Source organism: Streptomyces sp. NPDC059866, from assembly GCF_042731325.1.
GTDB lineage: Bacteria > Actinomycetota > Actinomycetes > Streptomycetales > Streptomycetaceae > Streptomyces > Streptomyces flavusporus.
In genome coordinates this window covers 209,293-233,149 of the sequence record NZ_JBHWJT010000005.1, presented here as the reverse complement: position 1 = coordinate 233,149, position 23,857 = coordinate 209,293, and the positions used below count along the sequence as shown (strand labels likewise).

The following is a 23,857-nucleotide window of genomic DNA, read 5'->3' as shown; positions in this document are numbered from 1 at the left end:
AGCACACCATGGCCGACATCGAGCCGTACGAGAGCGCACTGGACGCGATACCGGGCGCCCACCCGTACCCGCGCACCAGCCGCTACCACGATGCCGAGATCGGAATCCACCGCGGGCCCGACGGGACCGAAGTCCGGTACACCAAGCGGCGGTTGCTGCCACCACTGGACGGCGGCGACACCCAGGAGCACACCGTCGCCGCCGGCGACCGCCCCGATCTGCTCGGGCAGCGGTACTACGGAGACCCCGCCCAGTGGTGGCAGATCGCCGACGCCAACCCGGTACTGGATCCACGCGAGTTGACCGACGAGGCGGGCCGGACCATCGACGTGCCGCTCGCGGGCGGCTTCCCCCGGGGGGACCGGCGTGTTTGATCTGCCCGTGGGGCAGGGCCCCGTGCACATCACGCTCCTCATGGGGCCCAAGCTCGCCCGGCCCGTCCCCACCGAGGTCACCGAGGCCCTGCTGTCCGCCCAGATCACCGCCACCGCCGGTGAGCGCAGCGGCTTCCAGCTGGCCTTCGACCTCACCAAGAACGGCCTCATCAGCCGTCGGCTGCTGCCCGAGGGCTTCTTCGACCCGAAGACCCGCCTCATCGTCACCGTCACCGTCAGGGGCACCTCCGACGTGCTCTTCGACGGCCTGGTCGTACGGCACGAGGTCGGCGCCAGCAACCAGCCCGGCCACTCGACCCTCACCGTCACCGGCGAGGACCTCACCCTCCTGATGGACCTGGAGGAGCGGACCGCCCGCTACCCCAACCTGCGGCCCTCCGAGCGGGTGCTGGCCATCCTGCGCCGCTACTCCGACTACGGCATCCGCCCCGACGTCTACACGGAGAAGGTGGCCCAGCCCCCGCACCAGGACCTCCGCGTGCACTACCAGACCGGCACCGACCTCCAGTACGTCACCGAGCTCGCCCGCGCCAACGGCTACACCTTCTACCTGGAGCCGGGGCCCCACCCCGGTCAGTCCTCCGCCCGTTGGGGTCCGGAGGTCCGCCTCGGCATCCGCCAGCACGCCCTCAACGTCAACATGGACGCCAACTCCACCGTCGACCAGCTGACCTTCGCCTACGACGGCACCGCCCGCGAGGAGCCGCAGGCCCGCTGGCAGGACCCGGACACCCGGCTGTCCACCCTCCTCCCGCAGCCGCCGATCAGCCCGCTGCGCCCGCCTCTCGGCAAGCGGCCCACCCCGGCCCTCAAGCGCCGCACCCTCTCCGGCACCGCCAAGCAGCAACGCGGGCAGGCCGAGGCCGAGCTGCTCGCCCGCGCCGCGACCTCCGCCGACGTCGTCTCCGGTTCCGGCTCCCTCGACGTCAACCGGCACGGCTACCTCCTCCAGCCGCGCCGGCTCGTCGGCGTACGCGGCGCGGGACGGGCGTACGACGGCGACTACTACGTCAAGTCCGTGACGCACAACCTGCGCCCGGGCTCGTTCCAGCAGAACTTCACCCTCTCCCGCGAGGGCCTGGAAGCCCGCAGCACCCACGTCCGGCCGTAACCACCCAAGAGACCAGCAGGAGCAGTCCCCCATGGCGGCACCCAGCAATCGCTACCTCGGCAAGTACCGTGGCCGGGTCGTCGACAACGACGACCCGCTGCGCATCGGCCGGATCACCGTCGAGGTCCCGGACGTCCTCGGCGGCGAGCCGTCGACGTGGGCGCTGCCCTGCCTGCCGTTCACCGGACCCGAGTCGGGACAGTTCGTCGTACCGCCGCCCGGCACCGGTGTGTGGGTGGAGTTCGAACAGGGCGACCCGAGTTTCCCGGTGTGGACCGGGTGCTGGTGGGGTGCCGCCGAGGAACTGCCGCCCGACGCGCGCCGCGAGCTCCGGGCGAACGCGGCGAACAAGCCGGTCGTCGTCCAGACGCCCCTGGCGCACAAGCTCGTCATGAGCGACACGCCCGGCACCGACGAGGGGATCCTGCTCCGGGCCAAGGGCGGCGCCTACATCCGTATCACCGAGGAAGCCGTGGTCATCGCGACCGGCGCGGGCGCCGAGATCGTGCTGCGCGGCCGTGAAGTGACCATCAACGAGGGCCAGTTGACCGTGCTCTCGAAGCGATAGAAGACGGGGGAGAAACACGTTGTCCGCGAGTCTGCTCGACGCCGGTGCCGTGATCGGCTGCCCGCACGGCGGCCGCGTCACCGCCGCCACCACACCGACCGGGGCCGTGCTCAGCGACGGTGTCCCCGTCGCCACGGCCGCCCACAGCTATGTGGTCACCGGCTGCCCGCACACCGTCGACGGTGTGCCCATGCCCTGCGTCTCGGTCCGCTGGACCGCCGACAGCACCGGCGTCACGGTCGACGGCGCGCCCGTGCTGCTCGACACCTCCGCGGCCCAGTGCTTCACCGCGGCCCTGGTGCCGCAGGGACCGCCCGTCGTCCAGGCCGCGCAGCGAAAGGTCACCGTCCGATGAGCGCCACGAAAACCACCGACATCGCCTTCCCCTTCCGCGCCGACCGCCGCGGCCGCACCGCCCACGCCCGGCACGGCGACCACGTCCACGACCTGATCGAGCAACTCCTGTTCACCAGCCCCGGCGAGCGCGTCATGCGCCCCGACTTCGGCTGCGGGCTCCTCGACCTGGTCTTCGCCCCGAACAGCCCCGAGCTGATCAACACCCTCGAGCTGTCCGTCCAGGCCGCCCTGCAGCGCTGGCTCGGCGACCTCATCGAGGTGGAGGCCCTCGACGTGGTCGGTGAGGACACCGTCGTCCGGGTGTATCTGTCGTACGTCGTCCGCGCCACCGGCACCCGCCGCGACGACGTCTTCGCAGGGAGGGCCGCATGACCACCGGCACCACCGCATCCCGCCGGAACAAGGTGAGAGCGGCCCAGCTCAACGGAGTCGACGCCGTCGAGGTCAGCGACGACGGACTGCTCCTGACGGTCACCTTCCTCGGCAAGGCCCCGCACGGCCTCGCCCCGGAGAACGTCCGTATCGACGGCGGCCGCCGCATCACCGGCATCACCGCGACCGACGTCAGCATCGAACGCGAGGACGACCCCGAGCTCGACGACCGGCTCTACGTCACCCTCGACCGGGCCGGCGACACCTCCCGCTACCGCCTCTCCCTGGTGGAGACCGACCCGTACGGCCGTCCCGGCACCGAGCCCTTCCGCGGCTTCGACCAGCGCTACCACAGCGCGTCCTTCTCCTTCCGGCCCGACTGCCCGACTCCCTTCGACTGCAAGGACGAGCACTCCGAGGAGCCGGCCTTCCCGGCCGCGCCCGTCATCGACTACACGGCGCGCGACTACGACACCATCCGCAAGCTGCTCCTCGACCGCCTCGCGCTCACCACCCCCGACTGGGCCGAACGCAACCCCGCCGACCTCGGCACGACCCTGGTCGAGCTGCTGGCGTACACCGGCGACCAGATCAGCTACCAGCAGGACGCGGTGGCCACCGAGGCCTACCTCGACACCGCGCGCCGCCGGGTCTCCGTACGCCGTCATGTGCGGCTCATCGACTACGCGATGCACGACGGCTGCACCGCTCGGGCGTACGTCACCGTCGAAACCGCCGGTGACCACACGCTGGCTCCCGGCACCTACCGTTTCGCCTCCGTCGACGTCCGCGCCCTCGACCCGCACGACCGCCCCGAACCCGGCACGGTCATCGGGGACGGCGACCTGGCCGACCTCGACGAGCGCGGTTCGGTGGAGGTCTTCGAACCGGTCGTCGCCGCCGACCCGTTGGAGCTGCGCGTCGCGCACAACGCGATCCGGCTGTGGACGTGGGGCGGCGAGGTGTGCGCCCTGCCGATGGGCGCCACCTCGGCCACCCTGCGCGACGAGTGGGTGGACCCGGAGACCTGCCGCGAACGCCGACTCGACCTGAAGCCCGGCGATCTGCTCGTCCTGGAGGAGGTGAAGGGCCCGCGCACCGGCACCCCCGGCGACGCGGACCCGAGCCACCGGCAGGCCGTCCGTCTGACCTCAGTGCTCCCGGCCGTCGACCGCATCGAGGACCAGCCCGTCCTGGAGGTCACCTGGGCGGCTCAGGACGCCCTGCGCTTCCCGTTCTGCCTCAGCACCCGCGGCGGCCGTAACTGCCTCCCGGCCGGCGACGTGACCCTGGCCCGCAGCAACGTCGTCCTCGTCGACCACGGCCGTTCCCTGTCCGCCGCGGAGACGGTCACTGTGCCGCCCGAGCCCGCCGTCGTCGCCCCCTGCGACCCTCCCGTCTTCGGCTGCGCCGACCGGACGGAGGGCAACGCGCCCGCGCGGCTCATCAACTTCCTCACGGACCGGGCGGAGTCGGGTGACGCCCTCACCCCCGACGACGTGCGCGAACTCTTCGACGTCGTCGGCCTGGCCGCCACCACCCGCGCCGGGCTCGGCCTGGAACGCGCCGGACAGCGCCACGAGCGCGTCGTGCCGGGCACGGCCTACGCCCAGGCCGCCGCCCTGCGGACGCTGCTCGCACAGTCCGTCTACCCCGGTGTCCGGCCCCGCTTCCGCCCGGTCCTCGGCCGCGCCCCGGTCGCCCAGGCCGTGCCGTTCCCCGACTCCCGGACCGTGGCGGCGGGCCAGGCCGAGCGGATCGCCGCCATCCCGGGGCGGGTCCGACAGCGGCTCGTCGAGCTGTGGCGCAGCGCCCGCGACCGCGACGGGCTCGGCGACGAGGAGATCTCCGAACTCGCCGTCATCTACGGCCTGAAGATCCTGGAGCGCCTCGAACTGCGCCTCCACCCCGTCCGTGCGCTGCGCGAACTCCTGCACCGCAGCGACCAGTTGCTCGACGCCAAGCTCCGCCGCACCGAGGTCCTCGCCGCACGTGCCCGCGCGGGCACGGTCCTCGACGGGCACATCGCGTGGGAGATCGCGCACAGCTGGGGACCGGCGTACGCGGCCGGACTGCACCCCGAGGAGCCGGTGCTGCGGGGCTCCGCGACCGGCGCCCTCACCCAGGACCCGCGCCGGGCCCTGCCCGCCGTACGCCTCCAGGACGGGGACGACGTCTGGGAGCCCCGCCGCGACCTGCTCGACAGCGCCCCCCGTGACCGTCACTTCGTCGGCGAACTCGAGGACGACGGCCGGCTGGCCCTCCGGTTCGGCGACGGCCGGCACGGCGCCCGCCCCACCCCGGGCGCCCGCCTGCGGATCCACTACCGCCTCGGCGGCGGCAGCGCGGGCAACGTCGGCGCGGAGGCCATCAACCACCTCGTCGTCGCGGACGACTGCGCGGCACCACCCGCCGCCGTGGTCCGCAACCCGCTGCCCGCCACCGGCGGCACCGAACCCGAACCCGTCGAACAGGTACGCCAGCTGGCCCCGCTCGACCTGCGCCGCACCCGCCTGCGCGCGGTGACCGCCGAGGACTACGCGGCCCTCGCCTCCGCCCTGCCCGGAGTGCAGCGCGCGGCCGCCGAGCTGCGCTGGACCGGCAGCGTCCAGGAGGCGCACATCGCCGTCGACGCCTGCGGCGACGGCACCCCGTCGGACGAGCTGCTCGCTGCCGTGGCCCAGTCCCTGGAGACATACCGGCGCATCGGCCACGACCTCGTCGTCGGCCCCGCCCGGCTGGTGCCGCTCGACATCGCGCTCACCGTGTGCGCCGCGCCCGGCCACCAGCACGGGCAGATCCTGGCCGAGCTGTACCGGGTGCTCGGCGCCGGCCCTCGCGGCTTCTTCCACCCGGACGCGCTGACCTTCGGCGAACCGGTCCGGCTGAGCCGGCTGGTCGCCGTCGCCGCGGCCGTCCCGGGCGTCGAGAGCGTGCACGTCACCCGGCTGCGCCGGCTGTTCGAGCAGGACCGAGGAGAGAGGGAGGACGGCGTGCTGCGGCTCGGCCCGCTGGAGATCGCCACCTGCGACAACGACCCCGACCGGCCGGAGAACGGCCGGCTGGCGATTTCCCTGGGAGGTGCCCGATGAGCGAGCACTGCACCTGCGGTGGGGCGTGTGGGGGCCATGACGAACGTCTGGCACCCGCCCCCCTGCACAACCCGCCCGGCCGCACCGCCCTCGACTACCGCGTCGGCGCGTACGGCTCCTTCCTCACCGCCCTGCTCGACCGGCTCGCCTCGCCCGCGTACCCGGCGCTCGCGGGCCTCACCGTCCGCACCCCGGACGACCCGGCGATCGGCCTGCTCGACGCCACCGCCGTCCTCGGCGACCTGCTCACCTTCCACTCCGAGCGCATCGCCGACGAGGCCTACCTCCGCACCGCCGACGAACACCGCTCCCTGGTGCTGCTCGGCCGGCTCGTCGGCCACCGGCCCCGCCCCGGGGTGGCCGCCGCCACCCATCTCGCGTACACCCTCGAACGCGACCCGCGCGCCGAGACCCTGCCGGTGCTGATCCCGCGCGGGGCGCGCAGCCACAGCGTGCCCGCCTCCGCCGACGAGGAGTCCCTGACCTTCGAGACCAGCCACGACCTGACGGCCCGCTGGGACTTCAACGAGCTGAAGGTACGGCGCCGGCGCCCCTCCCTGGTCACCCCCGAGGACCTTCAGCGCCGCTCGGAGCTGTTCGTCGAGGGCACCGCCAACTCCCTGCAGACCGGGGACCAGCTCCTCTTCGTCTTCGGTGAACAGGCGGGCGGCGAGCGGACGTTGCTGCCCGTCGCCGCGGCCCGCGTCGACCGGGAGGACGGCATCACGGCGGTCTCCCTGCCCAGGTCGGCCCCGCCGACGCTGAAGGAGCTCCTCGACGAGGTACGCCGCTGGACCGCGGAGCCCGCCACCCCGGGCGAGCCCGGCGACGAGCCGCCCACCCCCGAAGTGCCCAACCCGCGACCGGTCAGCCGCCTGATCGAGGACTTCGAGGACCAGGTACTCGCCCCGCTGCGAGCCGACCTGGACGCCCTCAGGACCCCGGAGCGGCTCGCGGCCCGCCTCGCGGAGCCCGTCGCGCGACTCGGCGAGGCGCAGGTGCTGGCCGAGCCGTACGACGACGTGACGGCGTGGTTCGAGCAGTTGGAGGCGGTGCTCGCGGAACTTGCCGAACGAGCACGGGAGCTGGCGCCGTCCCGACCCGACGAGCCCTCCGTGACCGAGGCGCCGTCCACCCCCGGCCCTCAGGAAGCCGCCCTCCGGGCCCTGTCCGCCGTCCTCCCCGCCCTGCGCACCTCCACCCCCACCCCCGGGGCGGCCACCCGCGCCCGCCCCCACCATCCCGGCACCGACACCGCCCGCCTCCTCACCGCCCTCGACCCGAACCTCGGCACCCTCTACCCGGCCTGGCGCACAGCCGCCGCCCCCGGCACCCCGCAGCTCCTGCGCGAGCTGCTGGCGATGCGCGTCACCGCCGCCCCCTTCGGCGCCACCGCCCCGCTCAAGCCGGTGCAGGACAACCGCGGCCGGGTCATCCGCACCGCGGACTGGCCGCTCACCGGCGCGGCGCTGGTCACCCTGCGCGTCGTGTACGACACCGGCGGCAAGGTCCCGGTCCGGGCGGAGTTCCAGTACGTCGAGGGCAGCAGCTCCGACCAGCGGGCCGAGAACCTGCCCGTCCCGCAGTTCATCACCTTCCCGCTGGGCACCGGCCAGGTCGACCTGTCCGTGCGCTCCGGCCAGGACCGCGACCTGAGCTGGCTGAACCGGCGCCCCACCGACTCCCAGGACCCCGGCGTCACCGCCCGTCTGCACTCCGGTCTGCCCGAGCGCACCCTGTTCGTGTCCCGGCCCGACGCGGACGGCCTGGTCCACGTCGGCGTGCACAACGGCACCTCCGAGCAGATCGCCCTGCGACCGGGCAGCGCCGAGCAGTTCACACACGGCGAGTACGAGCTGAGCATCCGGTACACGGTGGGCAGTGCCGAGCCCAACGTCGAGGTGGTCATCGCAAGCAAACCGCAGCCCGTCGACCGCCGTGTGCTCCAGCTCGACACCGTCCACCACGGCATCACCGTCGGCAGCTGGGTGGCGATCCGGCGCCCCGCCAAGGGAGCCCAGGGCGGCATACCCGGCGACGCGAAGCTCGCCTTCGTCACCACCCAGGTCGTCGCGGCCCGCACCGCCGCGTACACCAACTACGGCATCACCGGCCGCGGCACCGAACTCATCCTCGCCGACCCCTGGCTGGACGAGTTCGACGTCCTCCTCTCGCACATCCGCGACACCACCGTGCACGCGGCGGGCGAACCGCTGCGCCTGGCCGACGAACCGCTCGGCGAGGACGTGCACGGCAACGAGATCGAACTCGCCGAGCTGTACGACGGACTGCACCCCGGCCGCACCCTCGTCGTCACCGGCGAGCGCAGCGACATCCCCGGGGTGGCCGGCGTCACCGCCACCGAGGTCGTGACCGTCGCCGCCGCCGACCCGGCCGTCGACCCGCAACTGCCCGGCGACCACGTCCACACCCGGCTGACCCTGACCGCCGACCTCGCCCACCGCTACCGCCGCGACACCGTCCGGATCCTCGGCAACGTCGTCGAGGCCACCCACGGCGAGAGCCGCGAGGAGGCCATCGGCAGCGGCGACTCCGACCGCGTCAACCAGACCTTCGCGCTCTGGCAGACCCCGCTCACCTGGCTCGCCGACGACAACCCTCTCGGCGCCACACCGGTCCTGGAGATCCGCATCGACGGCGTGCTCTGGCACGAGGTCGACAGCCTCGCCGGACGCGGCCCGCGCGAGCGGGTCTACATCACCGGCAGCACCGCCGACGGCCGTACGACGGTGACCTTCGGCGACGGCATCAACGGCGCCCGGCTGCCCACCGGTCACGAGAACGTCCGCGCCCGCTACCGCTTCGGCACCGGCCGCGCGGCCAACGTCGCCGCCGACCGCATCACCCAGCCCCTCACCCGACCGCTGGGCGTCACCGCGGTCACCAACCCGCGCCCGGCGACCGGCGGTTCGGACGGGGACGGACCGGGCCTGACCCGCCGTACCATCCCCCTTGCGGTCTCCGCCCTGGACCGGCTCGTCTCGGCCGGCGACTACGAGGACTTCGCCCGCTCCCGCGCCGGCATCGGCCGGGCCGCCGCACGCGAACTCTTCGACGGCCGGCGGCGCGTCCTGCACGTCACGGTCGCCGGCACGGACGACGTGCCGATCGCCGACTCCACCGGCGAGGGGGACACGCTCCGCGCTCTGCGCGCCGCCCTCACCGAGTACGGCGACCCGAACCTCCCCGTCCGCGTGGACGTCCGTGAACTGGTGCTGCTGCTCATCGCCGCCCGGGTCAAGGTCGCCCCCGACCACACCTGGCAGACCGTCGCACCGCGCCTGCGCCAGGCCCTGCTGCGCCGGCTCGGCTTCGAGGGGCGGGAACTGGGACAGCCGGCCCGGCTGTCGGAGGTCCTCGCCGCCGCGCACTCCGTGCCCGGGGTCGACTACGTGGACGTCGACGTCTTCACCGGCGTCCCCGCGTCCGCCACCCCCGAACAGCTCACCGAGCTGCTCGCCCACCCCGGCACACCCGAACCCCATGTGCCGGCCCACCCGGCGACCTACGACGAGCGGACCCACACCGTGAGCGCCGCCGACGGCGAGACCCTCTCCGCGGTCTGCGCCCGGCACGGCATCCCGCTCGCCGAACTCCTGCGCCTCAACCCCGACATCACCGACACCCGGCGCCTGCCCAGGGGCCGGTCGGTGTACGTCTTCCGCGGCATCCGTCCGGCCCAGCTCGCCCTGCTGTCGCCGCGCGCCGCGGACGCCCTGATCCTGACGGAGGTCAAGTGATGTCCCCGGACGTCGAGTTCGAGAGCACGGCAGCGGCGGCATCCAGGGATCCCGACGCGCTCGCCGCGCTGCTGCCCCGCTGGCATCTGCTGCGCGACGCCGAGGAGGGCGGACCCCTGCGCGCCCTGCTCGCCGTCATGGCCGAGCAGCTGGACCGCGTCCGCGACGGCGTGGAGCAGGGCTACGAGGACCTGTTCGTGGAGACGGCGGCGCCCTGGGTGCTGCCGTACCTGGGCGACCTCGTCGGCTACCGCACCCTGCCCGGTTACGAACGCGTCCTCACCACCGGCCTGCACGACGGGGGCCGCCCCGCGCTCGCCGAGGCCGTCGCCCCGCGCCGCGACGTGGCGGCGACCGTCGCGAGCCGCCGCCGCAAGGGCACGCTGCACCTGCTGGAGGAGCTGTCCGAGCAGGTCGCCGGCTGGCCCGCGCGGGCAGTGGAGCTGTCCCGGCTCGTGGCCCACCACCAGCCCGTGAAGCTCGGCGCGGGTCACCGCATCGAGCGCGGCCGTCTCGCCGACCTCCGCGACGGCGCCGCGCTCGACCTTCCGGCACCGTTCTCCCCGACGGCCCGTACGGCAGACGTACGAAGGGCGAACTCCGTTCACCGACAGGGTGGCTGGACCCCGGCGGGAGTCACCCTCTTCGTCTGGCGCCTCAAGGCCTGCTCGCTCACGTCCGCCCCGGCCTACTGCATCGACCGCGCCCGCAACCTCTACACCTTCTCGATCCTCGGCAACGACACCCCGCTGGTCACCAAGCCCTTCCCGGAGCCGTCACCCACGCACATCGCCACGATCGACAACGTCCCGGCGTTCATCCGCCGCCGACAGCTCCACGACCGGCTGCTGGACCACTACGGCCCCGGCAAGAGCTTCGTCATCCGGCGCGACGGCGAGGACACACCGGTGCCGCCCTCGGACATCGTCGTCGCCGACCTGTCCGACTGGCGCTACCGGCCGAGGCGCGGCCAGGTCGCCGTCGACCCCGAGCTGGGCCGTATCGCCTTCGGCTCCCGTTCCGCGCCCCGCCAGGGCGTCTGGGTGGACTATCACTACGCGTCCGGCGCCGACCTGGGCGGCGGCGAGTACACCCGGGACGACCGCGTGCCCCGCCCCGACGCGACCTTCTACCGGGTCGGGCCCGGGCAGCCGTACCGGCAGATCATGGACGCCTACCGGGCCTGGCAGCACGACCGCCGGGCGGACCGCACCGGCCCCGAGGGCATCATCGAGATCACCCACAGCGGCGCCTACCAGGAACAGCTGGACTTCGACCTCGACCCCGGCGACCGGCTTGAGCTGCGCGCCGCCGAGGGCACCCGCCCGGTCATCCGCCTGCTCGACTGGTACAGCAACCGCCCCGACGCCCTCAACATCCGCGCGGTGTCCGACGACTGCGCCCCGCACGAACGCCCCCGCCTCACCCTCGACGGACTCCTGGTCGCCGGCCGCGGCATCAACGTCACCGGCCCGATGGGCGCCGTCGTGGTCCGGCACAGCACCCTGGTCCCGGGCTGGTCCCTGGAACCCGAGTGCGACCCGCACTCGCCCGAGGAGCCCAGCATCGTCCTGGAGCGCACCACCGCCTGCCTCCAGGTCGAGCACAGCATCCTCGGCACCATCGAGGTCCTCGGCGACGAGGTCACCGAGGAGCCCCTCGACATCCATCTGCGCGACAGCATCCTCGACGCCACCGCCGACGACCGCGAGGCCCTGTCCGCCCCGGACTGCCGGCACGCCCACGCGGTGCTCCATCTGCACCGCACGACCGTCATCGGCGAGATCCACACGCACGCCGTCCGTATCGCCGAGAACTCGCTCTTCACCGGGCGCCTGCACGTGGCCCGCCGCGGAATCGGCTGCCTGCGATTCTCGTACGTCCCCAGCGGGTCGCGTACGCCGCGCAGGTACCGCTGCCGGCCGGAACCGGCCGGTCAGGTACGGCCGTTGTTCGTCTCCCAGCGCTACGGGACGCCCTGGTACGGGCAGTTGGCCGATTGCTGCGCCGAGGAGATCCGGCGCGGCGCCGACGACGGCGCAGAGATGGGCGCCTTCCACGACCTGTACCGGTCGCAGCGCGAGGACGGCCTGCGCGCCCGCCTCGCGGAGTACACGCCCGCCGGCACGGATGCCGGGATCTTCTTCGTGACGTGAGCCGCACCGCCACCGACTTGAGACGCACCTTCCTGAACCAGGGGGACCCCCTTCATGCACGCTGACCTCTCCCGCTTCACGTTCCGCCCGGAACGGCACTACTCCGCGGTCGTCGCCCAGCAGGGCCGCGTCCAGCTCGACGCCGACACCAACGAGCAGACCGCGATCCAGCTCCACCAGGCCCGCACTCTCGCCGCCGACCTGATCGGACCGCACGGCGGGCCGCGCGACGCCGCCGGATTCCGTATCGAGTACGTGGGCGGCAAGCACGACCTGGACACCCTGCACATCCACGGCGGCCGCTACTACGTCGACGGCATCCTGTGCGACGCGAGCCGCCCGGCGCCCGGCGTTCCCGTCCTGGACGAGGACGATCAGGAGACCCCGGAACCCCTTGGGCACTGGACGTACTGGGACCAGCCCGACGGCTTCCGGGACCCGGAGAAGCCGGGCGACCGGCTGCCCTCGCCCGCGCAGTCGCCGTTCGTGGTCTACCTGCACGTCTGGGAGCGCTCGGTGACCGCGGCCGAGGACCCGGCGCTGCGCGAGGTCGCGCTCGGCGCGGCGATGCCCGACACCGCCGCCCGCGTCAAGGTCGTCTGGCAGGTCCTGCCGCTGTCCCTGGCCGCCCTCGAGATCGAGGAGCCCGACCCGTCGAAGGAGGTCGTCCGCGCCGCCTTCGCCCGCTGGGCGCAGCGCCGGTCCGCCCCCTCGGCCCGGCTGGCCGCCCGCAGCGAACGCCCCGACCACGCCGACGAGGACCCCTGCCTGGTCAAGCCCGACGCCCGCTACCGCGGCCCCGAGAACCAGCTGTACCGCGTCGAGGTGCACGCCGGCGGCGAGGCGAAGGACGCCACCTTCAAGTGGTCCCGGGAGAACGGCTCCGTGGTCTTCCCGGTCGACGGACTCGACGGCACCTGGGTGCAGTTGGCGACCCTCGGCCACGACGGGAAACTGGACCTCGACGTCGGCGACCACGTCGAGTTCACCGACACGGCCCATGCCTCCCGCCTCGAACCCCTGCCTCTGCTCCGCGTCGAGGAACTCGACCTCCCCGGCCGCCGCGTCCGCCTCTCCGCCGAACCCGCGCCGGGCGTCGGCCGCCTGCCCCACCTCCACCCCTTCCTGCGCCGCTGGGACCACCACGAGGGCCCCAGGCGCAAGGGCCGTACGACCGCCCTGCGCGGCGGGGCCGTCCCGGTCGCCGAGGGGGAGTGGCTGCCCCTGGAGGACGGCGTCGAGGTCTACTTCGCCAAGGGCGGCAGCTACCGCACCGGCGACCACTGGATCATCCCCGCCCGCACCGCCACCGGCAGCGTCGAGTGGCCCGCCGACCCGGCCCGCCGCCCCCTGCTCCAGGCCCCGGCCGGCATCGCCCGCCACCACGCCCCGCTGGCTCTGATCAAGGGCGAGGGCAGCGCGGTCGATCTGCGCCTCGCCTTCGGCCCGCTGGCCGGCAGCATGCCCGCCGCCGACGAGGCGACGCTCGCGGCCGAGGACCAGGCCCGCCGCGAGGAACTGGCGGCCGAGTCCGACCCCTCCGGCGGACGGTCGCAGACCACAGCACAGGCGGAGGCCGCCGTGGAAGGAGACGAGTGATGGCCAAGCCACTGAGCGCGTCCAAGATGGTGGAGATCCTGCGCGCGGAGGGCCTGACGGTCCACGAGGTCCGCAACTGGCGCCACCACAACCGCAACAGCAAGGGCCCCTGGGGCCCGGTCAACGGTGTGATGATCCACCACACCGTCACCTCCGGCACCGCCGCGTCCGTCGACATCTGCTACGACGGCTACTCCAGCCTCCCCGGCCCCCTCTGCCACGGCGTCATCGACAAGAAGGGCCACATCCACCTCGTCGGCAACGGCCGCGCCAACCACGCCGGGCTCGGCGACAGCGACGTCCTGCGCGCGGTGATCAACGAGACGAAACTGCCGCCCGACAACGAGGCCGACACCGACGGCAACCGGCACTTCTACGGCTTCGAGTGCATCAACCTCGGCAACGGCAAGGACCCCTGGCCCGAGGCGCAGAAGGAGGCCATCGAGAAGGTGGCCGCCGCGATCTGCCGCCACCACGGCTGGTCCGAACGTTCCGTCATCGGCCACAAGGAGTGGCAGCCGGGCAAGGTGGACCCGCGCGGCTTCACGATGGACAGCATGCGCAGGCGCATCGCCCAGCGGCTCGGCGGCAAGCCCCAGGCGCCCGACCCGAAACCGCAACCGCAGCCCAGGCCGACGTACGAGCCCTTCCCCGGCAGCGGCTTCTTCCACGTCGGCCAGAACTCCCCGGTCATCACCGCCATGGGCCGCCGCCTCGTCGCCGAGGGCTGCAGCCGCTACGAGGAGGGCCCGGGCCCCGAGTGGACGGAGGCCGACCGCCGCTCCTACCAGGCCTGGCAACAGAAACTCGGCTTCAAGGGCAAGGACGCGGACGGCATCCCGGGCAAGTTCAGCTGGGACAAGCTGAAGGTGCCGAACTCCTAGGAAGCGCTCGGTGGATGAGCCGGCCGTACCGGAATCTGCAGCTCCTGTTCCGGCAGGGGCGGCAGCGCCGGCTCCTCCAGCCACGCCCTGAACAGCTCGTCCAGCGGCTCGGACGCGAAGCGGGCCACATGGGCGGTGAAGGTCGCCGTCGTCACGGCACCACCCCGGTGCAGGCCCGCCCATCCGCGCAGCATCCGGAAGAAGACCTCGTCACCCAGCGCACACCGCACCGCATGCACGACGAGCCCGCCCCGCTGATACAGCCGGTCGTCGAACATCAGCTTGCGCCCCGGATCGGCCAGCTTCAGATCCTGCGCCTTCCCGGCGAGCAACCGGTGCGCGGCCGCGGCGTGCTGCTGCGCCGTCCGCCCGCCCGACCGCTCCGACCACAACCACTCGGCGTACTTCGCGAACCCCTCGTTCAGCCAGATGTGCCGCCAGTCGGCGATGGACACACTGTTCCCGAACCACTGATGCGCCAGCTCGTGCGCCACCAGCCGCTCCCAACCCCGCGCCCCGTCCACATGGTTGGCGCCGAACAGCGACAACCCCTGTGCCTCGACGGGGACATCGAGCTCCTCCTCGGTCACAACGACCGCGTACTCCTCGAACGGGTACGGCCCGAACAGCTCCTGGAACAGCTCCATCATCGCCGGCTGGCGCGCGAAGTCCCGCGAGAACTCCGGCAGCAGATGCGCCGGAATGTGCCCGTGCTGCGGCACACCGCCCGGCCCCGGATCGCCCAGCAGCACCGTCTGGTACTTCCCGATGGACAGCCCCACCAGATAGCTGGACGTCGGCGCCGACTGCTCGTACACCCAGGTGGTCGTCGAGGCCTTCGTCGTCCGGGTCAGCAGCCGCCCGCCCGCCACCACCGCGTACGCGGACGGTGTGGTGACCGAGATCTGGTACGACGCCTTGTCGGCCGGCCGGTCGTTGCACGGGTACCAGGACGGCGCCCCGACCGGCTGGCTCGCCACCAGCGCCCCGTCCGCCAGTTCCTCCCAGCCGAGCCCGCCCCAGGGGCTGTTCACCGGCTTGGGGTTGCCCGACCAGTGCACCTCCACGGTGAACGCGGCCCCGGCCCGCAGCGGCTTGGCGGGCCGGATCCGCAGCCGGCCGCCCCGGTGGGTGTAGTGCGCCTGCCGCCCGTCCACCCGAACCCGGCCGATCCTGAAGCCGGCCAGGTTGAGCTGGAACTCGGCGAGCGCCGCCCGCCCCGCTATCGCGTTGATCCGGGCCGTGCCGGCCAGCCGGTTGGGTCCCGGGCGGTAGTCCAGCGCGAGTTCATAGCGGTGCACCCGGTAACGGGGATCACCGTTGTCGGGGAAGTACGGGTCCGCTCCCACGGACTGCTGAACTGCCACTGCTGCGTCTGCTCCCTGCGCTGTGCTCGTACGACGTCCCTCGCCCCCCGTCGCCGTAAGAGCACTCAGCGGCGCCATGCCTCGATCGGGTTGCCCAGCCAGCGGGTGTCGTCGGGAACGGACTCCGCAGCCATCACCAACGACGCGGGACCCAGTGTCGTACGGGCCCCGACCGTGCTGCCGGGCAGGACGATTCCGCCAGGACCCAGCGTCGCGCCCTCACGGAGAACCACAGTATCCGTCCGCAAGATCCGGTCGTGGAAGAGGTGCGTCTGCAGCACACAGCCCCGGTTCACGGTGACCGCGTCCTCCAGCGTCACCAGATCCGCCTCGGGCAGCCAGTAGCTCTCCACCCAGGCACCCCTGCCGATCCGCGCCCCGAGCCCGCGCAGCCAGGCCGTCATCACCGGCGTACCCGGCACCGACCCCGCCAGCCACGGCACGGCCAGCACCTCCACGAACGTGTCCGCCAGCTCGTTGCGCCACACGAACCCGCTCCACAGCGGATGCTCCCCGCTGCGGTGCCGCCCCACGAGCACCCACTTCGCCACCACGGAGACCACAACCGCCACGACGCCCGCCGCGAGCAGCACCAGCCCGCCCAGCAGCCACGCCCAGCCGCCCAGCGCACACAGCGCCGCCACCGTCAGCACGGCCAGCCCCGCCGAGCAGAACACCGGCACGATCCGGCACAGCTCCACCAGCCCACGCGCCCACAGCAGCCGCGCCGGCGGGTCGTACGTCCGGCTCCGGTCCCCGTCGGCCGCACTGCGCGGCAGCTTGACCGGCGGCAGCCCGAGATACGAGCTGCCCTTCTTGGCCTTCTTCGGCGTCGCGGACAGCACACCCACCAGCCCGCCGTCCGGCACACTGCGCCCCGGCGCGGTCATCCCCGAGTTGCCGAGGAACGCCCGCCGCCCGATCTGAGCGCGCCCGATCCGCATCCAGCCACCGCCGAGCTCGTACGGCGCGGTCAGCGTGTCGTCGGCGAGGAACGCGCCCTCACCCACCGTGGTCAGGCTGGGCAGCGCGAGCACCGTCGACACCTCCGCACCGCGCCCGATCCGCATCCCGAGCAGCCGCAGCCACACCGGCGTGACCAGCCCGGCGTACAGCGGGAACAGCGTGTCCCGGGAGCGGTCCATCAGCTGAGTGACGGTCCACGCCTGCCAGCCGGTCCGGCTGTGCGTGGGATACGTCCCCTCGCGCAGCCCCAGGCTCAGCAGCCGTACGGCGACCAGGATCAGCAGCGCGTACGCCAGCCCGAAGGCGAGCGTCGCCGGCACCAGCGCGAGCGCGGCCCCGCGCAGGGCCTCCGCGAGCCCGGCGTCCGGGCCGACGAACAGGCCCACGACCAGCAGCGCGACAGCGGCGGCGACAACGGGGAGGGCGCTCAGCGCGAAGCCCGTCACCCCGTACATCGCCCGCCACCAGGCACCCCGCTGCGGCCGCTCCTTCGGCCAGTTCCGCTTGGCCTTCCCCAGCTTCACGGCCGGCGCACCCGCCCACCGCTGCCCGGTCGGAACCTGCCCGGCGACGGCCGAACCGGGCGCCACCTCGGCCCGCTTGCCCACGCGGGCGCCCGGAAAGAGCATGCTGCGCGTGCCGACGACGGCATGCGCACCGACCTTGACCGGCCCGATCTCCAGCCGGTCGCCGTCCAGCCAGTACCCGGACAGATCGACCTCGGACTCCACGGCCGCGCCACGGCCCAGCTTGAGCATGCCGGTGACCGGCGGCAGCGAGTGCAGGTCCACGTCCGGTCCGACCTTGGCGCCCAGCGCCCGCGCGTACCGCTCCAGCCACGACCCGGTCAGTGAGGTCGCCCCACTGACCTCCGCCAGCCGCTCCGCGGCCCACAGCCGCAGATGAACGCTCCCACCGCGCCGATACCGCCCCGGCTGCACACCCCGCAGCAGCAGCCGCGCCCCGCCCGCGGCGATCCCGAGCCGCCCCGGCGGACTGAAGAACAGCACGGCACCGGCCCCGATGAGCCACCAAGGGGCGGTCGGCAGCCAGGAGCAGGCGGTCAGGACGTTCCCGAGCGCGGCGAGTACGACGGTCCAGCGCAGCCCGAGCAGCGTGAACAGCGGTACGAGCAGCAGCAGCTGGACTGTCTGCGCCCGCCGCGGCACCGGCGCCACGACCCGGGCGGCGCCGTCGTCCTGCGCGGACTCCTCGAGCCGGCGGGCCAGTTTGCGCAGCGTGGGCTGCTGATAGATGTCGAGGACGGCGGCGCTCGGATAGCGGGTGCGCAGCCGCGTCGTGAGCTGAGCGGCGGCCAGACTGCTGCCGCCGATCGCGAAGAAGTCGTCGGTGGCCGCGGTGACCGGTATGCCGAGGACCTCGGTCCACTGCTCGGCCAGCCAGGCCTCGGTGCCGTACAACTGCTCGGCCTTGCCACCCGTCTGAAGCCCCTCCAGGGGCCACGGCAGCGCGTTCCGGTCGACCTTGCCGGACGTGCGGGTCGGCAGGTCGTCGACCGGCGCGAGCAGCGGCACCAGCGCCGCGGGCAGCTCGGCCCGCAGCCGCTCCACCGCCGCCCCCGCGTCCCATCCGTCCTGGGTGACGACATAGCCGACGAGGAGCTGGTTCCCGCTCCGCGCGCTCCGCACGGCGGCCGCGGCACCCGCGACCCCGGGCAGCGCCTGCAGCGCGGCGTCCACCTCACCGAGCTCGATGCGCCGCCCGCCGAGCTTGATCTGCTCGTCGGCCCGCCCGAGGAAGACCAGCCCCTCGGGCTCGGCCCGCACCAGATCGCCGCTCCGGTACGCCCGTTCCCACCCCAGCGACCGAAGCGGCGCGTACTTCTCCGCGTCCTTCTCGGCGTCGAGATACCGGGCGAGCCCGACCCCGCCGATCACCAACTGCCCACTGCCACCCATCGGTACGGGCTCCCCGGCCTCGTCGACGACGGCCAGCTCCCACCCCCTGAGCGGCAGCCCGATCCGCACCGGCTCCTCGTCGCCCAGCAGCGACGCACAGGCCACGACGGTCGCCTCGGTCGGCCCGTACGTGTTCCAGACCTCGCGCCCCTCCGTCACCAGCCGCTGCACCAGCTCGGGCGGACAGGCCTCACCGCCGAAGATCAGCAGCCGTACGTCGCCCAGGGCCTCCGGCTCCCACAACGCGGCCAGCGTGGGCACGGTCGACACCACGGTGACCTCCTGCTCGACCAGCCACGGCCCGAGATCGGCACCACTGCGCACCTGCGACCGGGGCACGGGCACCAGACAGGCCCCGTACCGCCACGCCAGCCACATCTCCTCGCAGGACGCGTCGAACGCCACGGACAGCCCTGCCATGACCCGGTCCCCGGGCCCGATCGGATCCTCCGTGAGGAACAGCGCGGCCTCGGCGTCCACGAACGCGGCGGCACTGCGGTGGCTCACGGCGACGCCCTTGGGCTTCCCGGTCGACCCGGAGGTGAAGATGATCCACGCGTCGTGCTCGACCCCGGGCCGGGCCGCGGGCGCCTCGGACCGCCCGCCCACGGTCACCTCGTGCCCCGCCCCGACGACGGCTCGTACGTCCGCCTCCCCGAACACCAACTCGGCCCGCTCGTCCGGATCCTCGGCGTCCACCGGGACGTAGGCGGCACCGGCCGCGAGCACGGCGAGGATCGCCACGTAGAGATCGTTCGTGCCGGACGGAACCCGCACCCCCACCCGGTCCCCGAGCCCCACCCCGGCCGTCGCGAGCCGGGCCCGCAGCCGCTCCACCTGCACGGCCAGCGCACGGTAGGTGAGACGCGTGGTGCCGTCGTCCAGGGCGAGTTCGTCCGGGTGGGCCCGTACGGACGCGTCGAAGATGTCGACGAGGGTGCGCGGGGAGGCCGCCGGCCCTCCGGAGAAACGTGCCGTGTCACCGAACCGCTCGCGGATCTCTTCGTCGAGCAGGCCGAGAGCACTGCTCTCGTGTATGGCTGCCATCGGGTCCTCGCGTCTCGATCCCGGAAGCCTCCGGGGCGCTGGCGGGCCCGCAGGTCTGCCTGGGGTTGTCCGGCTCCAGCTCCGTAACAAGCCGGAAATTTTAGTACGACGTTAGGTTTGCCGTTGCCCGGCGGCCACTTGGGGGCGCCGTTCGGGGCGTGCGCGGGCAGCCGGGCGTAGCGCGTGACCTCGGGATCTTCGCGCCGGGGGAGAGATGGCCCACACAGTCGACGGGTGCACCGGGAAAGCAAAAGACCCCTGGTGAACAGGGGTCTCGTTGGTGTCCGAGGGGGGACTTGAACCCCCACGCCCGATAAAGGGCACTAGCACCTCAAGCTAGCGCGTCTGCCATTCCGCCACCCGGACAAGGTGTCTGTCGCGCTGGGTTTCCCCCGCGGCGACGACGTAAACATTACCAGGCTTTCGAGGGTGGCCGATCACCCCCCGAGCGTCCCCGGGCCGTCGTGAACTCCGTGTGACGGGCCGGGACCGGTCTTGGGGCGCGACCCGCCTCGGGGGGAGGATGAGGGGGACCACCAGCGGCGACTGCGGGAGGAAACAGCGTGAGCCAGACGGGCACGACCGAAGGCGTCACCGGCCAGGACGAGGTCGTCGACCTCTGCCGCGAGCTGATCCGGATCGACACCAGCAACTACGGCGACCACTCGGGTCCGGGTGAGCGCAAGGCGGCCGAGTACGTCGCCGAGAAGCTCGCCGAGGTGGGCCTCGAACCGCGGATCCTGGAATCCCACCCGGGCCGCGCCTCCACCGTGGCCCGCATCGAGGGCGAGGACCCGTCCCGGCCCGCGCTGCTCATCCACGGGCACCTCGATGTCGTCCCGGCCAACGCGGCCGACTGGACCCACCACCCGTTCTCCGGCGAGATCGCCGACGGATGCGTGTGGGGCCGAGGGGCCGTCGACATGAAGGACATGGACGCGATGACCCTCGCGGTCGTCCGCGACCGGCTGCGCACCGGCCGCAGGCCCCCGCGGGACATCGTGCTGGCGTTCCTGGCCGACGAGGAGGCCGGCGGGACCTGGGGCGCACGCCACCTCGTCGACAAGCACCCCGACCTGTTCGAGGGCGTGACCGAGGCCATCGGCGAGGTCGGCGGATTCTCCTTCACCGTCAACGAGAAACTGCGGCTCTACCTCGTCGAGACCGCCCAGAAGGGCATGCACTGGATGCGGCTCACCGTGGACGGCACCGCGGGCCACGGCTCGATGACGAACAACGACAACGCGATCACCGAACTGTGCGAGGCCGTCGGACGGCTCGGCCGGCACAAGTGGCCGGTGCGGGTCACCAAGACCGTGCGGTCCTTCCTCGACGAACTCTCCGACGCGCTCGGCACCGAGCTCGACCCGGAGAACATGGACGAGACCCTCGCCAAGCTCGGCGGCATCGCCAAGATGATCGGCGCCACCCTGCGCAACTCGGCCGCGCCCACCATGCTCGGCGCCGGCTACAAGGTCAACGTCATCCCCGGCCAGGCCACCGCCCACGTCGACGGACGGTTCCTGCCCGGCTACGAGGAGGAGTTCCTCGCCGACCTCGACCGGCTGCTCGGCCCGCGCGTGAAGCGGGAGGACGTGCACGCCGACAAGGCCCTGGAGACCGACTTCGACGGCAAGCTCGTCGACGCCATGCAGAGCGCGCTCGGCGCCGAGGACCCCATCGCGCGGGCCGTGCCGTACATGCTCTCCGGCGGCACCGACGCCAAGTCCTTCGACGACCTCGGCATCCGCTGCTTCGGCTTCGCGCCCCTCAGGCTGCCGCCGGAGCTGGACTTCGCCGGCATGTTCCACGGGGTCGACGAGCGAGTGCCGGTCGAAGGGCTGCAGTTCGGCGTGCGGGTGCTCGACCGGTTCATCGATGCGTCCTGAAATGGCCCGCTGAAACGACACTTCCAAAATCGCCCGCGTGTACAGGTCCTGACCGGCAGGAGTGAATGCGCTCATCAGCTCGTAGCCCTATTAGTCCCTCCTCGTTACAGGTGATGCGATCAGCTGCTTGCGATCGCTTTGCCAACAAGGAGGAATAATGATCAAGAAGGTCGTCGCTGCTGCGGCTGCCACCGGTGGGCTGGTTCTCGCGGGCGCGGGCATGGCCGTCGCCGACTCCGGTGCTCAGGGTGCCGCCGTGCACTCTCCGGGCATCGCGTCCGGCAACGTTGTTCAGGCTCCCGTGCACATTCCCGTGAACGTCTGCGGCAACACGGTCTCCGTGATCGGTCTGCTGAACCCCGCCTTCGGCAACACCTGCATCAACAAGTGACGCTGCCTTTCTGAGGTTCGTCCATGCCGTCGGTCCCGGAACGCGCCCAATGCGCTCCGGGACCGACCGGTCTTTTTCACGTTGGTCATGAGGGGGAAGGCAGAGATTCAGCAATGCGACAGATTACCCGCAAGGGCCTGATGACCGTGGCGGCCGCGACCGGCGTGTTCGCCGCCGTTGGTGGCCACGCCCACGCCGACTCGAGTGCGAGCGGCTCCGGTGCGAACTCGCCCGGAGTGCTCTCCGGCAACACCGTGCAGGTGCCGGTGCACGTACCGGTCAACGTCTGCGGCAACACCGTCGACGTCGTCGGGGTGCTCAACCCGTCGGCCGGCAACTCCTGCGCCAACCACGGCGGCGGCCACGGCGACACGGACGGCTCCGGTGCGCAGGCCGACGGGCACGCCGACGGCTCTCCGGGCGTCGGTTCGGGCAACCACGTCGAGGCGCCGGTCCACGTGCCGGTCAACGTCTGCGGCAACAGCGTCGACGTCATCGGTGTCGGCAACACCGCCGTGGGCAACGACTGCGCGAACGACGGCTCCGGCGACGGTCACACCACCCCGCCGGGAGGCGGCGACGGTACGACGCCGCCCGGGACGCCGGAAAACCCGGGCAACCCGGGCAACCCCGGTGATCCGGAGGGGCCCGGCACCCCGAGTACCCCGCCCACCCCGGGCGGCGAGACCCCGGGTGACGACGGCTCCACCGACGTCAACCGGCCCGGCGGCCAGTCCGTCGCGCAGCCTCGCGGCACCGGTGCGCTCGCCGAAACGGGCAGCGAGCTGCCGATCGGCGCCGCCGTCTCACTGGGCGCGGGCGCGCTGCTGGGCGGGGCGGTCCTGTACCGCCGGGCGCGGGCGTCGGCATAAGGGCGCAACCCGAAGTGGATCGGGCCCCGCCACGGGGGTCCGCTCCACTTCGGCGCCTCAGCTCACCAGGTGGCGCGCACCTGGCGGATGATCCGCCGCCGCAACCGCACCCTGCGACTGCCGTCGCGCAGCAGGCTCAGGCGATGCAACTCCCAGTGTCCGTACTCGGCATGGTCCGTCAGCAAGCGTGTGGTGTCCTTGCGGGAGACCCCGCGCGGCACGTACACGTCGACAAATTCGTATTCCGGCATCGAATCTATTGTGCGGGCACAGGCCGGGTACGGATAGCGTCTGCACTATGTCTGATGCTGCGCAGCCCACCGCTGCTGAGGTACGCGCCGCCGCCGAGGCGATCAAGACCGCGCTCGACCGCCATCTGGCCGCGGTCGAACGCAGGTCGGGCGAGGACGACCCGGCCGTCTACGAGGCGTTCAACCAGCTGGCCGCGGCCGCAGAGGCGTACGACGAGCTGCTCTACGACCGCTACGACGAGGTCACACCCTTCGAGATCCCCGGTGCGGAGGAAACGCTGCCGCCGTACACGGGCCCCGAGGAACCGAACGCTCTCAGTGTGCTGATCCGCCGCGACTACGCGGTGGCGGAACCACAGCGACTGCTGGCACAGGCCCAGCGGATCGAGGCGGCGGACGACGAGGGTACGGGCGAGGAGGCCGCCGGCACGGTCCACGGGGCGTTGGGCATCCTCTTCGGGGAGTTCGAACCGGACGAGATCGCCTCCCGCCACAAGGAGTTCGGGCTGGAGGAAGGCGACTCCACGCTGTGGGTCACGGCCGCGGAGGAACCGGCCGGCCCCGGCGAGTGGCTGGAGGCACCCTTCGAGAGCATCGACCCGCAGCACGTGGTCTGCCGCTTCGACGTCAGCGCGGTCTTCGACGACGAGATCGACGACCTCGACGACCTCGACGACATCGAGGACCTCGAGGACCTCGAGGACGAGGAAGAGACCGACGACGATCTCGAGGACGAACCGGAGCTGGACGGGGACGAGGACCTGGAACCTCTGGACGCGGACCGCTGAGCTCGTCCCCCGGTGGAGCCGCGGGCCGTCGTGCCTCCCCGAGTGCCTTAAGGGCCTGGGCCTCCCCCTCTG

General features: G+C 72.7%; 17 protein-coding genes and 1 tRNA gene. 14 read left to right on the top strand and 4 right to left on the bottom strand.

The window, feature by feature from the left end; translation table 11 throughout:
* The first annotated feature begins 8 nt into the window (after positions 1–8).
* Genes ACFV7R_RS09630 through ACFV7R_RS09585 form a run of 10 tightly spaced genes read left to right on the top strand, consistent with a single transcriptional unit; the run spans position 9 to position 14,295 of the window.
* Complete coding sequence (locus tag ACFV7R_RS09630; protein ID WP_224738833.1) at positions 9–374, top strand: hypothetical protein; 366 nt, start codon at positions 9–11, stop codon at positions 372–374.
* Positions 367–1,506, top strand: coding sequence for a hypothetical protein (locus tag ACFV7R_RS09625; RefSeq protein ID WP_385261817.1), 1,140 nt, complete (start codon positions 367–369; stop codon positions 1,504–1,506). Before ACFV7R_RS09630 ends, ACFV7R_RS09625 begins: the two co-directional genes overlap by 8 nt.
* Positions 1,507–1,537: 31 nt before the next feature.
* Positions 1,538–2,074, top strand: coding sequence for a phage baseplate assembly protein V (locus tag ACFV7R_RS09620; RefSeq protein ID WP_129797003.1), 537 nt, complete (start codon positions 1,538–1,540; stop codon positions 2,072–2,074).
* Positions 2,075–2,093: 19 nt separating this feature from the next.
* Complete coding sequence (locus tag ACFV7R_RS09615) at positions 2,094–2,429, top strand: hypothetical protein (RefSeq protein WP_385261814.1); 336 nt, start codon at positions 2,094–2,096, stop codon at positions 2,427–2,429.
* A complete protein-coding gene (locus tag ACFV7R_RS09610; RefSeq protein ID WP_385261813.1) occupies positions 2,426–2,803 on the top strand; it encodes a GPW/gp25 family protein in 378 nt (125 codons plus the stop codon). Before ACFV7R_RS09615 ends, ACFV7R_RS09610 begins: the two co-directional genes overlap by 4 nt.
* Positions 2,800–5,895, top strand: coding sequence for a putative baseplate assembly protein (locus tag ACFV7R_RS09605; RefSeq protein ID WP_385261810.1), 3,096 nt, complete (start codon positions 2,800–2,802; stop codon positions 5,893–5,895). Before ACFV7R_RS09610 ends, ACFV7R_RS09605 begins: the two co-directional genes overlap by 4 nt.
* Positions 5,892–9,656 carry a putative baseplate assembly protein gene (locus ACFV7R_RS09600; RefSeq protein WP_385261809.1) on the top strand — a complete coding sequence of 1,255 codons (3,765 nt, stop codon included), beginning with the start codon at positions 5,892–5,894 and terminating at the stop codon, positions 9,654–9,656. The genes ACFV7R_RS09605 and ACFV7R_RS09600 overlap by 4 nt, the downstream gene beginning before the upstream one ends.
* Positions 9,656–11,812, top strand: coding sequence for a hypothetical protein (locus tag ACFV7R_RS09595; RefSeq protein WP_385261807.1), 2,157 nt, complete (start codon positions 9,656–9,658; stop codon positions 11,810–11,812). Before ACFV7R_RS09600 ends, ACFV7R_RS09595 begins: the two co-directional genes overlap by 1 nt.
* A gap of 54 nt (positions 11,813–11,866) precedes the next feature.
* The gene (locus ACFV7R_RS09590; RefSeq protein WP_385261805.1) at positions 11,867–13,411 is read left to right on the top strand and encodes a DUF6519 domain-containing protein; all 1,545 of its coding nucleotides are present in this window, start codon (positions 11,867–11,869) and stop codon (positions 13,409–13,411) included.
* Positions 13,411–14,295, top strand: a complete 885-nt coding sequence (locus ACFV7R_RS09585) for a peptidoglycan-binding protein (protein WP_385261804.1) — start codon at positions 13,411–13,413, stop codon at positions 14,293–14,295. The genes ACFV7R_RS09590 and ACFV7R_RS09585 overlap by 1 nt, the downstream gene beginning before the upstream one ends.
* Here ACFV7R_RS09585 and ACFV7R_RS09580 read toward each other — a convergent pair.
* From ACFV7R_RS09580 to ACFV7R_RS09570, 3 genes are all read right to left on the bottom strand, one after another.
* Positions 14,292–15,662, bottom strand: a complete 1,371-nt coding sequence (locus tag ACFV7R_RS09580; RefSeq protein WP_385261802.1) for a M1 family metallopeptidase — start codon at positions 15,660–15,662, stop codon at positions 14,292–14,294. The two genes, ACFV7R_RS09585 and ACFV7R_RS09580, sit on opposite strands and share 4 nt — an antisense overlap.
* Before the next feature lie 65 nt (positions 15,663–15,727).
* Complete coding sequence (locus ACFV7R_RS09575; RefSeq protein ID WP_385261800.1) at positions 15,728–19,594, bottom strand: Pls/PosA family non-ribosomal peptide synthetase; 3,867 nt, start codon at positions 19,592–19,594, stop codon at positions 15,728–15,730.
* A gap of 278 nt (positions 19,595–19,872) precedes the next feature.
* A tRNA-Leu gene (locus ACFV7R_RS09570) sits at positions 19,873–19,960 on the bottom strand.
* Positions 19,961–20,157: 197 nt separating this feature from the next.
* Between ACFV7R_RS09570 and ACFV7R_RS09565 the strand changes: the two genes are divergently transcribed.
* The 3 genes from ACFV7R_RS09565 (at position 20,158) to ACFV7R_RS09555 (ending at position 22,746) form a co-directional block, all read left to right on the top strand.
* Positions 20,158–21,483, top strand: coding sequence for a M20/M25/M40 family metallo-hydrolase (locus ACFV7R_RS09565; protein WP_385261797.1), 1,326 nt, complete (start codon positions 20,158–20,160; stop codon positions 21,481–21,483).
* A 157-nt stretch (positions 21,484–21,640) separates the two neighbouring features.
* Positions 21,641–21,874: a chaplin ChpH gene (chpH, locus tag ACFV7R_RS09560; RefSeq protein WP_129796995.1), complete on the top strand. Its 234-nt coding sequence runs from the start codon at positions 21,641–21,643 to the stop codon at positions 21,872–21,874.
* Between the two features lie 113 nt (positions 21,875–21,987).
* Entirely contained in the window at positions 21,988–22,746 is a 759-nt protein-coding gene (locus tag ACFV7R_RS09555) for a chaplin (RefSeq protein ID WP_385261796.1), read from the top strand.
* Between the two features lie 62 nt (positions 22,747–22,808).
* Here the strand turns inward: ACFV7R_RS09555 and ACFV7R_RS09550 are convergent, their stop codons facing one another.
* Positions 22,809–22,997 (bottom strand): DUF5703 family protein, encoded by a 189-nt coding sequence (locus ACFV7R_RS09550; RefSeq protein ID WP_129796993.1) that lies wholly within the window; start codon positions 22,995–22,997, stop codon positions 22,809–22,811.
* Between the two features lie 47 nt (positions 22,998–23,044).
* Here ACFV7R_RS09550 and ACFV7R_RS09545 point away from each other — a divergent pair, with 47 nt between their 5' ends.
* On the top strand, positions 23,045–23,785 hold the full coding sequence (locus tag ACFV7R_RS09545) for a hypothetical protein (RefSeq protein ID WP_385261793.1): 741 nt from the start codon (positions 23,045–23,047) through the stop codon (positions 23,783–23,785).
* The last annotated feature ends 72 nt before the right edge of the window (positions 23,786–23,857 follow it).